General features: G+C 48.9%; 9 protein-coding genes. 1 reads left to right on the top strand and 8 read right to left on the bottom strand.

Going from position 1 to position 15,568, the window contains the following annotated elements; all coding sequences use genetic code 11:
• Positions 1-19: 19 nt before the first annotated feature.
• Positions 20-1,627, bottom strand: a complete 1,608-nt coding sequence (locus BLP64_RS07250; RefSeq protein ID WP_092593199.1) for a hypothetical protein — start codon at positions 1,625-1,627, stop codon at positions 20-22.
• Positions 1,628-1,901: 274 nt separating this feature from the next.
• Here BLP64_RS07250 and nhaD point away from each other — a divergent pair, with 274 nt between their 5' ends.
• The gene (gene nhaD, locus BLP64_RS07245; RefSeq protein ID WP_092593197.1) at positions 1,902-3,338 is read left to right on the top strand and encodes a sodium:proton antiporter NhaD; all 1,437 of its coding nucleotides are present in this window, start codon (positions 1,902-1,904) and stop codon (positions 3,336-3,338) included.
• Between the two features lie 57 nt (positions 3,339-3,395).
• Here nhaD and BLP64_RS07240 read toward each other — a convergent pair whose 3' ends face one another.
• The 7 genes from BLP64_RS07240 to gcvT form a co-directional block, all read right to left on the bottom strand.
• Positions 3,396-4,340 (bottom strand): LysR family transcriptional regulator, encoded by a 945-nt coding sequence (locus tag BLP64_RS07240; RefSeq protein WP_092593195.1) that lies wholly within the window; start codon positions 4,338-4,340, stop codon positions 3,396-3,398.
• An 87-nt stretch (positions 4,341-4,427) separates the two neighbouring features.
• On the bottom strand, positions 4,428-7,595 hold the full coding sequence (locus BLP64_RS07235) for an amidohydrolase family protein (RefSeq protein ID WP_092593193.1): 3,168 nt from the start codon (positions 7,593-7,595) through the stop codon (positions 4,428-4,430).
• 71 nt (positions 7,596-7,666) lie between these two features.
• On the bottom strand, positions 7,667-9,136 hold the full coding sequence (locus tag BLP64_RS07230; protein WP_407681264.1) for a S10 family peptidase: 1,470 nt from the start codon (positions 9,134-9,136) through the stop codon (positions 7,667-7,669).
• Between the two features lie 209 nt (positions 9,137-9,345).
• Positions 9,346-10,689, bottom strand: a complete 1,344-nt coding sequence (gene mgtE, locus BLP64_RS07225; RefSeq protein ID WP_092593191.1) for a magnesium transporter — start codon at positions 10,687-10,689, stop codon at positions 9,346-9,348.
• 341 nt (positions 10,690-11,030) lie between these two features.
• Positions 11,031-13,916, bottom strand: a complete 2,886-nt coding sequence (gcvP, locus tag BLP64_RS07220; protein WP_092593189.1) for an aminomethyl-transferring glycine dehydrogenase — start codon at positions 13,914-13,916, stop codon at positions 11,031-11,033.
• 94 nt (positions 13,917-14,010) lie between these two features.
• Positions 14,011-14,400, bottom strand: a complete 390-nt coding sequence (gene gcvH / locus BLP64_RS07215) for a glycine cleavage system protein GcvH (protein ID WP_092593187.1) — start codon at positions 14,398-14,400, stop codon at positions 14,011-14,013.
• Between the two features lie 38 nt (positions 14,401-14,438).
• Positions 14,439-15,524 carry a glycine cleavage system aminomethyltransferase GcvT gene (gene gcvT, locus BLP64_RS07210; RefSeq protein ID WP_092593185.1) on the bottom strand — a complete coding sequence of 362 codons (1,086 nt, stop codon included), beginning with the start codon at positions 15,522-15,524 and terminating at the stop codon, positions 14,439-14,441.
• Positions 15,525-15,568: the final 44 nt, after the last annotated feature.

The raw sequence follows: 15,568 nt of genomic DNA, 5'->3' as shown, positions 1-15,568 counted from the left end.
CCTGCCGGCTAACAGTCAGTTAGTCTTGTTCTGCTACGGCTAACGCAGCTTGAACCCACTGGTACCACTCTGAGTCTGTATCAGTGCTAGAAACCGCACCAATGTAATCAACTGAGTCAAAGAAGCTCGCATCCAGCTCACTCAAATCGTTCGCAGCAATGCTGATATCTGATGAGTTCATGTCGGTTGCGAAGCCATCTGCCGCAAACACACTGGCGTTACCGCCTACACGAATATTCAGACCATCGTTATCGAACCATTCTTGGCGGCTGGTGCCGTCTGCGAAGAGTTGATTTGAGTTAAACTCGTTTTCGGCCACACACGCCATCACGGAGTTGTAGAAGTTCAAATCACCATCAACCACGCCTTTCTCACCGTCACCAGTGAATAAAATACAACGAGTGTCGTTGGTTGAAACGTCCTCTTTCACCAATAAGAAGTTGTACAATTGGCCTTGGAAGTTATCGTCAAACTTCATCGCTGTTGAAGGGTCGTTATCCCGCGTTGAAAGACCATCGGTGGTGACCACAGTCACGTTAGCGATGGTTGGGCGCGAGGCTGGAGCTTGTGAGTAATCAGGGCCAGCGTTTGATTCACCGTCTGACTCAAACCCACCGTTCCCCATGTAAACATCCACCCCATCAATATTCACGGTGCCATGCTTCACGTAAATAAACTGCGCATTGCCTTGCCAGCCCGAGTCAATATCAATGGAGTCATCTTGGGTATCGGTCACAACAATATGCTTGATGTTGGCTGCGCCACCGAAGAACTCGATGCCGTCGTCATAGCCTTGATGCACGTGGATGAATTCGTAAGATGAACCACCGCCTACCGCATTCAAGGTTAATGAGTTGAGGTCATCACCGTCACCACCAGCGCGTGGGCCTGAACCCGCGTACCAAATCTTGACGTACTTCATGGAGCCACTGTCATCGCTGTTATCGTTACCACCGTAGTAGCTCACGATCCCTTCTGAAGGAACGTTACAGGTATTGGCATCGCGCTGTGCATCAGTACATTGGTTGGTGATGCCCTGACCGTTCACGATAATGCCACCCCAGTCGGCAAAACGCGGGCCATCGCCAACCACGTCAAAACGGGTAAAGGCGTTGGCTGAAGTAAAGGTGATTGGTTTATCAAAGGTACCGATGGCATTTAATTTGGCACCACGGGCAACTCGAACAATGGCCTCACCGCTGGTAAATGCCAAGGTTGCCCCCGGCTCAACCGTCACCACTGGGCCATTTTCGTCAATGGTACAAGAGGTGGTGGTATCACAGTCTTTCCCGATCAATAACGCACCATCAAATACGTGCACACCGCCATTGGGTAATTCAACAAAGGTTAAATCTTCTGTGACTTCAACGCTACGGCTGGCAAACTCGAGGTTGTATTCGCAGTCACGGCCGTCAAACGCACCTTGGATGCCATTATGAACGGCACATAAATTTTCATTCGGGGTGCCGCCATTCCCGCCGCCGTCGCCACCACCACCAGTTGGAGGTGGGTTGTTGATCGTACTATTGTCGTTCACGGTAGGGCTGACATTGATATCACCACCACAGCCAGCTAAAACTAATGCAGCTGCGACTGCGGTGATTTTATAGAGCGCTTGCAATTTCATTAGGTTCTCTCCTGGATTTAACAAAGTTGTTAATACGGAGAGGAGGGTAGAGATCAGGTATGACACTTTTATTAAGTATCAAAATTGTCATTAAAAATTCACATAAACCCGCCTACCCCCAAAGAGTTACCTCGGATAATCAATGCCTGCTTGCCCTTATTCCTCCTGCTTAGAGGCGCCCCTTGTGGTAACATGCATCTAGAAAGTATCAATCAATTCGATTCCTTAATCACTCATTCGTTATTGCACATCTCCGCTAGGAGGAACGTTATTTATGCTGAAGTTTGTCATTGCTGCGTTATTGTTCGGATTCACCATCCCCAGTGCATGGGCCGCCAGTTCTCCCCTTGATTTAACCATGTCAGGAGTGGGGGTGGCTGCCCTCGTCATTTTCGTGATTGCTTACCTCTTGGTGATTGGCGAAGAGCGTTTGCAAATGCGTAAATCCAAACCCGTACTCGTTGCTGCGGGAATCATTTGGATCATGATTGGCGTGGTGTATGCAAACCATGAGCTCTCTTCCGTTGCCGAGGCCTCATTCCGTCACAACTTACTGGAGTTTGCTGAGCTACTACTATTTTTATTGGTGGCAATGACCTATATCAATGCCATGGAAGAACGGCGGTTATTTGATGCATTACGGGCGTGGATGGTTCGTAAAGGGTTTACCTACAAACAATTATTCTGGCTCACGGGAATGTTAGCCTTTGTCATTTCGCCCTTTGCCGATAACCTTACCACTGCACTATTGATGTGCGCCGTGGTCACTAAGGTGGCTGAAAATGACAAAAAGTTCATCGCCATAGCGTGTGTCAGTATTGTTATTGCAGCAAACGCCGGCGGTGCTTTTAGCCCCTTCGGAGATATTACCACCCTGATGGTATGGCAAGCTGGGATCCTCGATTTTCAGGAGTTTTTTGTCCTCTTTGTGCCATCCCTTCTTAATTATTTGGTACCCGCCATTATTATGAGCTTTTTCATCGAAAACCGCCGCCCGAATGCGGTGATGGAAACCGTTGAGCTAAAACGTGGGGCTTATCGGATTACTGGGATATTTTTACTCACCATTATGACGGCCGTTGCTTGTCACATGTGGCTGGGATTACCCCCCGTACTAGGGATGATGATGGGGCTTGGCTACTTACAGTTTTTTGGATATTTTCTGCGGATGTCATTGCCAGGTTCACTGGCTCGGAAGCGTGCGCTTGCCGAAAAAAATGGCGACCAAGAGCGTCTCAAACAACTCGGTAGTGTGGTGCCATTTGATGTTTTTAGCCGTGTTCAACGGGCCGAATGGGATACCTTATTATTTTTCTACGGGATTGTAATTTGTGTTGGCGGGCTTGGCTTTATGGGATACCTCTCCCTGCTCTCCAACACCTTATATGTGGATTGGAATCCAACCTCTGCCAATATTTTCCTGGGCGTACTTTCTGCTGTGATCGACAACATTCCCATCATGTTTGCCGTATTGTCCATGGCACCTGATATGTCCCACGGTCAATGGTTACTGATTACCCTCACTGCGGGCACAGGTGGTAGTTTGTTATCCATTGGTTCTGCTGCAGGCGTGGCACTGATGGGGCAGGCTCGTGGTTACTACACGTTTATGAGCCATTTAAAATGGACGCCTGCCATCGCTTTAGGTTATATCGCAGGGATTGTCTCACACCTGTGGCTCAATGATGCCCTGTTTCAAGTATTTTTCTAACCTTAGCAGAGATAACCAGTGCGTCCTCATCCTCGGGGGACGCACTCAGCTTTAACCCTATTCATACTGCCCTTGCGCAGCCGTATCTGTCACCAACTGACGGAACCAACGATGCCCCGCATCATGTTGCAAGAGTGGGCTCCAAATCATGGTAAGCTCCACCGGTGGAATTTCAAAGGGCGGCTCCCGCAACACCAGCTCGGCGTCATCACGATAGATCAACGCAGCTTGACGCGGCAACGTGGCCACTAAGCCTTGGCGTGCTAAATGCATGGCCACATGATAGTTACGGGTAAAGACTTTGATGGTTCGCTTATGTCCCAAATGAGCGAGCGCTTCATCCACCCAACCGAGTTTTTGCACATCATGGGTATCCATGCCTACCCCAACACCAAACCCTGTTTTACTCACCCAAATGTGCTCAGCTTTTAGATAGTTTGCCAACGTATACTCTTGCACCAAAGGGTGATCATGGCGAATCAAACAGCTAAAGCGATCCTCCCAGAGCTTTTTCTGATGAAATGACTGGGGTAACTTCTCAAAGCGGTTGATGGCAAGATCCACCTTCCCATTATCAACATCATGAAAACTGATGTCACTGGGGGTCATAATATCCAGTGCCACATTAGGAGCATGAACTTTCAGTTGCTCCAACAACCGTGGCATCAGGGTTGAGGCAGCGTAATCCGAGGCCATGATACGGAATACCCGATCACTGGTTGCTGCGTCAAATTCACGCGATGGCTGAACCATTTCTTCAATGGCATACAGAATTTCTCGCACCGGCTCTTGCATGCGTAATGCCGCTTCAGTGGGCATCATGCCGCTGCTGGTTCGCACCAAAATGGGGTCATTTAGCAAGGTGCGTAACCGCTTTAAACCGTTACTCATGGCGGGCTGGGTAATATTTAATTGGGCGGCGGCTTTAGTAACATTTCGCTCACGCAATAAGACATCTAAATACACCAGCAGGTTGAGATCGATATCTTTAATGTTATTCATAGAAAAAATAAATCCCGCTATACGAATATAGCGGGATTATATACGTTATTTTTCTATGAAACACCAATCATCGACAATGTTCGATATTTATTCCCAGAAAAATGGGTGCCGTGGTTTGGCTTTTGGCACCAACTGATTCATGGTTTCTGCATCGTATAAGCGACCATTGACCATGGTATGAGTCACACGATCAGACACCGAGATGTCAGTCAGTGGATCACCATCGATGACAATCACGTCAGCCAATTTGCCAACTTCCAGTGACCCAATGTAGTCTGCCATACCAAACTCTTTGGCTGGATTAATGGTCGCAGTGGCTAATGCCTCAAGCGGGCTCATGCCACCTTGCACCATCATCCAAATTTCCCAATGTTGAGCCAAGCCTTCACGCTGACCGTGAGCACCGGCCACCACATTCACGCCCAAATCAAGCAACTGCTTCGCCACCGCGGCGTTATGGAAGTGGTTGTAGTGATTATGCGGAGCTTTTTCACGGCGCACTGAGCCCACTAACACATCTTGCGGAACAAATTTCGACAGCTTTGGATGCTGCCAAACATCGGTTTCAGCATACCAATAGTTCTCGCCCCAGATCCCGCCGTAGGCAACCCCCAAGGTTGGGGTATAGCTGACATCCGTCTGACTCCACAATTGCTCGATATCGGCATAGACTTTTGCCACCGGAATCGAGTGCTCAATCGTGGTATGGCCATCCACCACCATGGTTAGGTTGTGCTGGAGGAGTGAGCCCCCTTCCGGTACCACCATCATGCCTAACTCACGTCCTGCTTGGATAATTTGCTGACGCTGGTTACGGCGTGGCTGGTTATAGCTTTTCACCGAAAACGCCCCAACTTTTTGGAGTCGCTCTAAGTGGAACTTCGCGTCGTCTAAGCTATCCACGTGTGCGGTGTAGCCCGGACCATTGGCACCATACAAAATGGTTCCCGTGGAGAAGGTTCGCGGAGCAGCGATTAAACCGGCTTTTTGCAATTCACTGGCCGCAAAAATCTGACTGGTATCGTTGGATGGATCGTGAATCGACGTCACCCCAAATGCTAAAGTCGCATAAGTTTTCCAGTTCTGTTGCGGGATAATTTCATTATCACCTTGCGGTCCATGAGCATGCGCATCGAACAGCCCTGGCATCACTGTTTTCCCGGTGGTATCAATCACCACAGCATTGCTTGGTACTTGCACATCGGCGCTGGCACCTACCGCAATAATTTTATTGCCACGCACTAACACGGTGCCCTGCTCGATCACTTGGTCACCGTTCATGGTAACAACCTGACCACCAACAAAGGCCACCGTTTCATCATGCACTGCAACCGGCGCTGTGAAACTAATATCAAGGCCATTTTCCACCTTGCTCAGTGCCCCATCGCCATCAATGCCAAACAGTCCTTTAACCGACGTATGGTACAGCTCAGGTCCCAACGACCAATAAAGAGCTTGACCATCGCCCGTCCACGAAATGTTTTCGCCGGCCCGCACGGACAACTGCTCAACTGGGAACTGCTTATCCGTTGGGCTGATTTTGATTGGTGCACCCCGTTCTACAAACGGAGTAACAAACACCTTAAACCGCTCCGCAAAGGCAAGATTGCGACCGTCCGGTGAAATGCGGAACTCAGTTGCATGCTCAGAGGTATACAAGGTGCGTGATTCACGGGTGGTTAAATCCACACTAATCAGTGATGGACCACCACGGAATGCCATCAAATACACGCGGTCACTGCGGTCACCGAACTGCGGTGAACTGCCCGTTTCACTGATTAACCGAGGCGTAGCATTCTTCGTGAGCGGCAAATGATAAACCCCTGGGTTTAAGCCATGGGTATCGGGGGTAATATAGCCGCCACGAATTTTACGATAAACAATGGCTTGGCCATCTGGCGTAAAGACAGGCTCAACAAACTTCCCCTTACCAGTCGGCAGCACGGTTTCTTTGCCGGACCGCAGGTCGCGGACAATAATTTGCCCCTGCTGCTGATCATTCCAGGTCACGTAGACCAGTTTTCGACCATCACGGGAGAAGTTTGGATACAGTTCCCAAGCGCTATCACGTTTCGTCAGGCGTTTTGGTTCACCGTTCGGTAAGTCACGAACATAGAGCTTACCTAAGGCTTCATAAACCACCTGCTTCGCATTGGGTGCCACTTGCACCATCCGTAACATTTTGACCTTAAATTGGTCATCTTCCAGATGGGTTTTGAACTGCAATGCGTGTTGAACTTTCTTGGTGGTTTCAACGCTGAACGGAATCACGCGAGTGCTGCGATCTGCCACCGTTAACTGCATGATTTTACCGTTCGCCCAGAAAACGAGTGCTTTGCCGTCCGGGGTCCAATCCATGGTGGGATACACGCCATGAATCGCCCACGTTTCTTGCATATCACGATCAAGGTCTTGGTATAAGCGCGTTTTCTCTCCGGTTTGTAGATCATAGAGATACAACACACTATTGAAGTCTTCGCGCTTGATATAGGCTAAGTATTTACCATCCGGTGATGGGGTCGGACGAATTGCACCACCCGCACCGCCTAGAATCACTTTGATTTCACCGGTTTCACGGTCAAAGCGCTTAATGTTATAGATGCCTTCCAATGAATCTTTACTGTAGTGGAAGGTTTTTCCTGGGGTGTCGTCTTGAGAGAAGTAAATATACCGACCATCCGGTGAAAATGCTGGCTCCCCCAGGTCTTTTTGATCGTTCGCACGTTCGGTTAACATCACGCCCGAACCCCCAGAACGGTGGTACATCCAAACTTCCCCAGCACCTAATGAACGACGTGCAGTGAAGTGTTTACGAGCCACAATAAACTCGCCATCGGGGCTCCACGCTGGGCTATTCAATAGCCGGAAGGTTTCATTGGTGACCGGCCGTGGTTCGCTGCCATCCGCATTCATAATCCAGATGTTATCGCCGCCGTTAGCGTCTGAGGTAAAGGCAATATACTTTCCGTCCGGGGAATACACCGGCTGCATTTGCCAAGCAATGCCGCCAATTAATAATTCCGCGTCCCCACCGCTGGCTGGAATTCGGTAAATATCACCCAGCATATCAAAAACAATGTACTTACCGTCGGGACTCATATCGACGTTCATCCAAGTCCCTTCGTTGGTCTTGATTTGAACTTCTTTGAATTCACCAAGAGGTTCGTTGACATTCCACGACGAGCTCGCGAATGCCACGGTTGAAAAGCCACATGCCAAGGTCATGGCAAGGGTCAGTGCAGATAATTTTCTCATAACAAAACCTTGTTGAAATGTTACAACGCCCACCAGGGGTGGGCGTTGTATGCCGATAATCGACCGCTAACTTAGTACTTAGCCGCTTGACCTTTGGCAGGCACTGTTGCCTGGATAAATTGGCGTAAATCGTCATTCGCCAACTTCAGGTCTTCTGCTCGCAAATACATCATGTGACCACTGCGATAGCCTTTGAAGTCGATCCGATCTGCCATTTTACCGCTTGGATCGAGGTGCCACATGTTGTACTTCGCATCAAAGTAGTTCGTCGCACCGTCGTAATAACCAGACTGGATTAACACGTTCAAGTACGGGTTTTGTGCCATGGCTTGACGGAGGTTCTCACCGGTATTGTCATTGCTACGATCCCACGGATGAACCGGTCCGAACATGTTGTATTTCACGTCGGTTTTGTAACCCAATTCTTCACGTAAGTAGTAGTTAATCGCTGGCGTAAAGGAATGCAGCCACGACGTTAACTCCGCATTGTAGTCAGGGCGTGAGCCCACATTATCGCGATCAATCCCGAGGTAACGAGAGTCTAGGCGACCCACGGTTTGGCCTCGATCACGTAATAATTCTTTCCAGAAAAATGACGTGCTGATATCGAGGTTAGACCCCAACACCACTTGCTTATCTAATCCGGAGTATTTGGCCACTTGGGTCGCCACTTGATCACGCTCTGCCGCAGAAAGGTGAGCACCTTTGGCCAGCGCTGGTAAATAAACATCCAAGGTGTACTGTTCAACTTCAGCCAGCACATCCAGCAAGTCTTTGCTTTGCAAGTCACTGCTTAAGGCATTGTGGTACCAAGCTGCTGCCGCATAGTACGGAAGGCGGTTAGCGGCTTTCACAGGGCCTTGACGCTCAATCCCGATATCGGTGGGTGACACTAATACCACGCCATTCAGGTACATCCATTGGCGGTTTTGTAATTCCAGAGCTAAGCCTGAAACACGCGTGGTGCCATAGCTTTCACCAATTAAATATTTTGGTGAACGCCAGCGCTCATGGCGGGTCACGAAGGTGTTGATCCAGTCGGCAAGATATTTAACATCCGCATTGACGCCAAAGAACATTTTCTGCAGTTCGTCACGGCTGTATGGAGTGCCATCTTTTTTCGGCAGCGCACGTGAGTAACCTGTATTCACTGGGTTCACAAATACGATGTCGGCCACATCAAGAACCGAATGCGGGTTGTCTTTCACCCCATAAGGCATGATTGGGAAGCCTTCATCATCCACCCGTAAGGCTTTAGGGCCAGTGTAAGCAATATGCATCCATACCGACGCTGAACCTGGGCCCCCATTGAATGAAATCAATAACGGACGTTCTTCAGTATTTTTAACACCTTGCCGCTCGTAATAAGTGAAATGCAATGCTGCAATCGCATCGCCATTTTCGTTGAAGACCGGTTGTGTTCCTGTGGTTGCTTTATATTTAAAGCGCTGCCCGTTAATGTTGGCACTGTGTTCAGTGACCACCACTTCATCCGCTTGAATGCGCGCTTCTGGCACGTCAACGGCCGCCATAGCGCCCATAGGTACACTAAAGCTGGCACCAATCATGGCCGCTAAAATGAGTTTTTTCATACCCTTCATGGAGACTTCCTCTATTGTTATCGTCGTCCCATTAAAGGCAAAGCTGTGACAAAGCACAAGGCAGGTGAGCCAAATTGCTGAAATTTTAAGATGGTCACATCAGTCGCGACAAAACGCGACTAAGGTTTTAATTTTATTCTGGATATAAATTACAGGCCGAGGTACCAAGTGGCGATAGAAAAGTACAGCACAACCCCTGTCACGTCAGCAATGGAAGTGATTAAGGGACCACTGGCTGTGGCCGGGTCAAGATTAAAACGGCTTAACAAGAAAGGTAAGGATAACCCTATCAAACTTCCGGCAACCACGACCAACATCATGGTCAGGGCCACCACCACCGCGATATCCATGCCGCCACGCCAAATGCCTAACCCCACCACCGCAGCGGACATGGTTAGCCCCAACAGTCCAGCAACGAGAATTTCTCTGCCAAGTAAGTAGCTCCAGTCTCGAATGTTCACATCCCCCGTGGCTAAAGCCCGCACCATCAAGGTGCCTGACTGTGCGCCGGCGTTCCCACTGCTGGCGATCAACAGAGGTAAAAAGAACAGTAAAGCGAGATAGCTGGCGATGGTTTCTTCAAAATAAGCGATGCCCGCTCCGGAAAAAATATTACCGAACACCAAAATCACCAGCCACAATACCCGTTTGCGATACAGCAAGCCAATGCCAGCGTGTTTGACGCTGGTTTCTAACTTACCAACGGTGGCTGCCTTGTGGAAGTCTTCCGTGGTCTCTTCTTCGACCACGTCCATGGCGTCGTCATAGGTCACAATACCCACCATTTGCTGCTCTTCATTCACAATTGGCAGCGCCAGTAAGTCATAGTGCGAAATTAACGCCGCGACTTCTTCTTGCAGCATGGAGGTTTGCGCAAAAATGGGATCATGGTTCATGACTTCGTGAATACGCGCATTGGCGGGCGCGATAATCAATTCACGCAACGTAATAACACCAATCAGCTTGCGATCGTTGTCGACCACATAGGCTGAGTAGATGGTTTCTTTATCGGGTGCTTCACGGCGTAATACATCAATGGCATTTCGAACCGTTAATTCCGGATGGAGAATCGCATAGTCCGAAGTCATGATCGACCCCGCAGTTCCTTCTTCATAGGAACTTAGCAGGAGCAGGTCTTCACGCTCTGCCTGGGCCAAGGCCGGCAGTAAGGCATCTTTTTGCTCTTCTGTTAAGCGATTAAATAGGTCAGCCCGTTCATCCGACGACATTTGGCGGATAATAGGTGAAAGACTCCGGCGGCTCACTCGAATCGCGAGCTGAACCTGAGTTTCAGGAGGCAAATAGCCAAAAATCTTCGCTTGGGTATGGGTCGGTAAGAAGGTTAATAAGGACCATAAGTCCGGACTCGAGAAATTACTGATCGCGGCTGCATAGTCCGCCGGATGCACGTCCTCTAGCTTATCAATGAGCTGTTCGGTCTGGTCATGCTCAAGGGCATCACGCAGAGTTTCTATGAGAACAGGTAATTCCATAATCGCCTCTTACTCGCCACACGCTTAATCTAAGATACGATCATCTGTCTGATTTATTAAGCGTTATCTTGTTCTAACCTTCTTTACTATAGTTGTATGATCAACAAAAAGACGAGCTTTGCTCACCTTTTAAACTCGCTGCTCACAGCAACCGAGTGCCCTGATCAGCGGGCTTCAACAGCTCTTAATGATGGAAAGTCATTGGGGCGAGATGCATACAAAGCAAAGCAGTATATCGATCCATAGACATTCCTGTCAATCACGAGCATTCCCAACTTTTTACTGCAAGAGCAACAAAAAAGCCCGCACGCAGCGGGCTTTTAGCGACTCAAGCAAGCCGATTAACGATAGCTATCGATGGTCGGGCAGCTACACATTAAATTCCGGTCGCCATAGACATCATCCACGCGGTTGACGCTTGGCCAGAATTTATTGACTTTCACTGCGGCCACTGGGAAGGCTGCCACTTCACGGCTGTAAGGACGATCCCATTCAGCATCCACAATATCGGCTAAGGTATGTGGAGCATGATACAATGGGTTGTTGTCTTGTGGCCATTCGCCCGCTTCAACCCGCTTGGTTTCTTCACGAATGCTGATCATTGCCTCAATAAAGCGATCCAGCTCCGCTTTTGACTCGGATTCTGTCGGCTCCACCATCAGTGTCCCCGCAACAGGGAAGCTCATGGTTGGGCTGTGGAATCCGTAGTCTTGAAGGCGTTTGGCAATATCCAGCTCAGTGACACCACAGCTTTCTTTAATCGGGCGTAAATCAACAATACACTCGTGCGCAACACGGTTGTTACGACCTTTATAAAGAATTGGGTAGTGCTTGCTTAAGCGGCTTGCAATGTAGTTAGCATTCATAATCGCCACTTCAGTTGCTTTCCGTAAGCCTTCGCTGCCCATCATGACAATATACATCCATGAAATGGGCAAAATACTCGCACTGCCAAACGGTGCCGCAGAAACAGCACCATTATTGGCTCCCGTGCCTTCAATGGTGACCATGCTGTGGTTCGGTAAGAACGGCGCTAAATGTTTTTTCACGCCAATCGGTCCCATGCCTGGGCCACCACCACCGTGTGGAATACAGAAAGTTTTGTGCAAGTTTAAGTGGGAAACGTCGGCACCAATATAACCTGGTGAAGTCACGCCCACTTGCGCGTTCATGTTGGCACCGTCTAAGTACACTTGGCCGCCATGCGCATGAACAATTTCGCACACTTCTTTGATCCCTTCTTCATACACGCCGTGCGTGGATGGGTAAGTGACCATGATACAAGACAGATTGTCACCTGCTTCCGCCGCTTTGGCTTTCAGGTCATCTAAATCAATGTTGCCATTCTTGTCACAATCAACCACCACCACTTTCATGCTCATCATCTGTGCAGACGCTGGGTTGGTGCCGTGCGCTGAACTTGGAATTAAGCAAATATTGCGATGGGCATCACCGCGGCTTTGGTGATATTTCTGAATGGCAAGTAATCCTGCGTATTCACCTTGCGCCCCTGAGTTAGGTTGCAGTGACATCACATCATAACCAGTGATATCGACGAGCCAATCAGACAAGGTACGAATTAATTCCGCATAGCCTTGCGCTTGTTCCACTGGGCAGAATGGGTGCAATTGACCGAACTCAGGCCAAGTGATTGGAATCATTTCTGCCGTGGCATTCAATTTCATGGTACAAGAACCCAGTGAAATCATGCTGTGGTTAAGGGACAAGTCTTTATTTTCTAACTGTTTAATATAACGCAGCATCTCAGTTTCTGAGTGGTAGCTGTTGAACACTGGGTGCTCAAGAATGGCACTTTCACGTTGCAAGGCTGCTGGGATTGATTGGATTTCTCCCGCTGCCACTCGTGCATCTAAGGCATCAATATCAAGGCCGTGATCGTCACCGAATAACACCGCAAATAATGCCGCCACATCATGGCGGGATTTTGCTTCGTCTAAGCTCACGCCGAACTGGCCATCACCGTCCACGCGTAAGTTGATTTCTGCTTGATCAGCGCGGGCTAAGACCGCTGCTGTGTCTCCTGCCAAACGGAAGGTTAAGGTGTCGAACCAATGCTTGTTCGTAACTTCAACGCCTTTTTCTTGCAGGCCCAGCGCAACGATATCAGTCAACCGATGGATGCGCTCAGCAATGCTTTTCAAGCCTTGGGGGCCATGATACACCGCATAGAAGGATGCCATATTGGCTAACAAAACTTGTGCGGTACAGATGTTGGAGTTCGCTTTTTCACGACGAATATGCTGTTCACGGGTTTGCATCGCCATCCGTAATGCCAAGTTACCACGGCTATCTTTCGACACACCAATGATACGGCCTGGCAGTGAACGCTTGTATTTATCACGAGTTGCAAAGAAGGCCGCGTGTGGACCACCGTAGCCCATTGGTACACCAAAGCGTTGGGCAGAACCTAAGACCATATCGGCGCCCATTTCGCCTGGCGCTTTTAACATGACTAAACTCATGATGTCTGCAGCAACGGCAACGATGCCTTGTTTCGCTTGAATCGCGGCAATTAATGACTCGATATCATCCACCTGACCAAAGCGGTCTGGATACTGTAATAAGGCACCAAAAATATCGTGCTCAACCGCTGCTTGAGCTGGCCCAACAATCACGTCAAAACCAAACTGCTCGGCGCGAGTTTTAACCACGTCAATGGTTTGTGGGAACACGGTATCGGCCACGTAAAAGAGGTTTGATTTACTCTTACTTACACGCTTCGCCATGGCCATGGCTTCTGCGGCAGCGGTGGCTTCGTCCAATAACGAGGCACTGGCTAAATCAAGCCCGGTTAAATCCATGGTCATTTGTTGGAAGTTCAGAATGGCTTCCAAACGCCCTTGGGCAATTTCTGGCTGATATGGGGTGTACGCAGTGTACCAACCCGGATTCTCTAACACGTTACGGAGAATCACGTTAGGAACAAGAGTGTCGTAATAACCCAGACCAATGAATGACGTATAAACTTTATTTTTTTGCGCAATTTTCTTTAGCTTTGCTAACGCATCGCGCTCGGTCATTGGTGCACCAATTGACAAGAATGGGTCACGACGAATGGCACCAGGCACGGTATCGTGAATGAGCTCATCTAACGAACTCACCCCCAACTCTGCCAACATTTCTGTGGTTTCGTCGGCACTTGGACCAATATGGCGTGCAATGAATTCACCGTGGTTTTCTAATTGCTTCAACGTAGTCATAGTCATTTACTTCAAGTCCCCTAACTGGCGGGTGGATACAAGACGATTGAAACACAAAACCCCGGCATGGATGACCGGGGCTTGGGTACAATACAAGTCGTTATTCTTCGTCAATGCTTGCTTGGTAGCCGTCTGCATCAAGCAAGTTATCAACTTCACTTGGGTCTTCAGCTTTGATTTTAAATAACCAGCCGTCACCATATGGGTCGTTGTTCACCAACTCAGAAGCGTCTTCTAACTCTTCGTTTACTTCAACAATTTCACCAGCAATTGGTGCATAGATGTCTGACGCAGCTTTTACTGATTCACACACTGCAACATCATCCCCAGCTGCAACTTGAGCACCTACTTCAGGCAGCTCAACAAATACCATGTCGCCTAGCAAATCTTGCGCATGCTCAGTAATACCAACAGTATAGATTCCATCACCTTCATGACGCACCCACTCGTGAGTTGATGCATATTTTAGTTCCTTTGGAATAGTGCTCATGTTGTCTTCCTCATTCATGAAAACGGATTATTAATTGATTAAGCAAGCAGCGATTTGCCTTGCCGTACAAAGCCTGGTTTTACCACGCTTACTGTAACTAATTTATTACGAATTTCCACCTCTGCTGTCTCGCCAATGTCCGCCGGGACTCGCGCAAGCGCAATGGAAAAACCTAAAGTCGGTGAAAATGTTCCTGACGTAATGAGCCCTTCACCACCGTTCGCAGTCACTACTTTTAAGCCGTGACGTAACACGCCTTTTTCACGCATCACCAGCCCTACCAACTTGGCATGGCCTGCCGCTTTTTGTTGCTCTAATGCATCACGACCAATAAACAAACGGTCGCTCGGTTCAAATGCAATGCTCCAGCCTAAGTTGGATTCTAACGGAGTCACCGACTCATCCATATCTTGGCCATACAGATTCATTCCGGCTTCGAGACGCAACGTATCGCGCGCACCCAACCCACAAGGCTGAACACCCACGGCTAGTAGTGCGTCCCAAAGGGCCACAACTTTATCAGCAGTGACAATGATCTCGTAGCCTTTTTCGCCGGTATAGCCAGTGGTTGCGATGAAGTAATCGCCCACTTGCACAGAAACGAACGGCTTCATGTTAGCAACTTCTGCAAAGGCTTCTGCGCCAATCACTTGCTGTAATTTATCCGCAGCATTCGGACCTTGTAAGGCCACCATGCCGTATTGTGTTTGTTCAGTCAGTGTCACTTTGTAATTGGCTGACACCGCATGCAACCACTCGAGGTCACGTTCGCGAGTGGCTGAGTTCACCACCAAACGGTAGGATTCATCGCTGAAGTAATACACGATTAAGTCATCAATGATGCCGCCTTGCTCGTTCAGCATGGTGCTATAAATCGCTTGCCCTGGCGTATTTACTTTCGCCACGTCATTCGCTAACAAATAACGCAAGAATGCTTTTGCGTCGATGCCAGACACATCAATGATGGTCATGTGAGACACATCAAAGACACCTGAATCTTTACGGACTGCGTGGTGCTCTTCGATTTGTGAGCCGTAGTTAATTGGCATATCCCAGCCGTGGAAATCTACAATCTTAGCGCCAGCTTTCAAGTGCGCATCGTACAAAGGTGTGCGATTTGCCATGTCGTTATTGTCCTTTCAAATAGAAACAAGAATGCTCATTGAAG

The organism is Pseudidiomarina indica, assembly GCF_900104245.1.
In the GTDB taxonomy this organism is placed as follows: Bacteria; Pseudomonadota; Gammaproteobacteria; order Enterobacterales; family Alteromonadaceae; genus Pseudidiomarina; species Pseudidiomarina indica.
This window is presented reverse-complemented; position numbering and strand designations above follow the sequence as displayed.

Coding starts and splice junctions, on each gene's coding strand:
- BLP64_RS07250 (WP_092593199.1), bottom strand. CDS start 1,627: ATGAAATTGCAAGCGCTCTATAAAATCACCGCAGTCGCAGCTGCATTA.
- nhaD (WP_092593197.1), top strand. CDS start 1,902: ATGCTGAAGTTTGTCATTGCTGCGTTATTGTTCGGATTCACCATCCCC.
- BLP64_RS07240 (WP_092593195.1), bottom strand. CDS start 4,340: ATGAATAACATTAAAGATATCGATCTCAACCTGCTGGTGTATTTAGAT.
- BLP64_RS07235 (WP_092593193.1), bottom strand. CDS start 7,595: ATGAGAAAATTATCTGCACTGACCCTTGCCATGACCTTGGCATGTGGC.
- BLP64_RS07230 (WP_407681264.1), bottom strand. CDS start 9,136: ATGGGCGCTATGGCGGCCGTTGACGTGCCAGAAGCGCGCATTCAAGCG.
- mgtE (WP_092593191.1), bottom strand. CDS start 10,689: ATGGAATTACCTGTTCTCATAGAAACTCTGCGTGATGCCCTTGAGCAT.
- gcvP (WP_092593189.1), bottom strand. CDS start 13,916: ATGACTATGACTACGTTGAAGCAATTAGAAAACCACGGTGAATTCATT.
- gcvH (WP_092593187.1), bottom strand. CDS start 14,400: ATGAGCACTATTCCAAAGGAACTAAAATATGCATCAACTCACGAGTGG.
- gcvT (WP_092593185.1), bottom strand. CDS start 15,524: ATGGCAAATCGCACACCTTTGTACGATGCGCACTTGAAAGCTGGCGCT.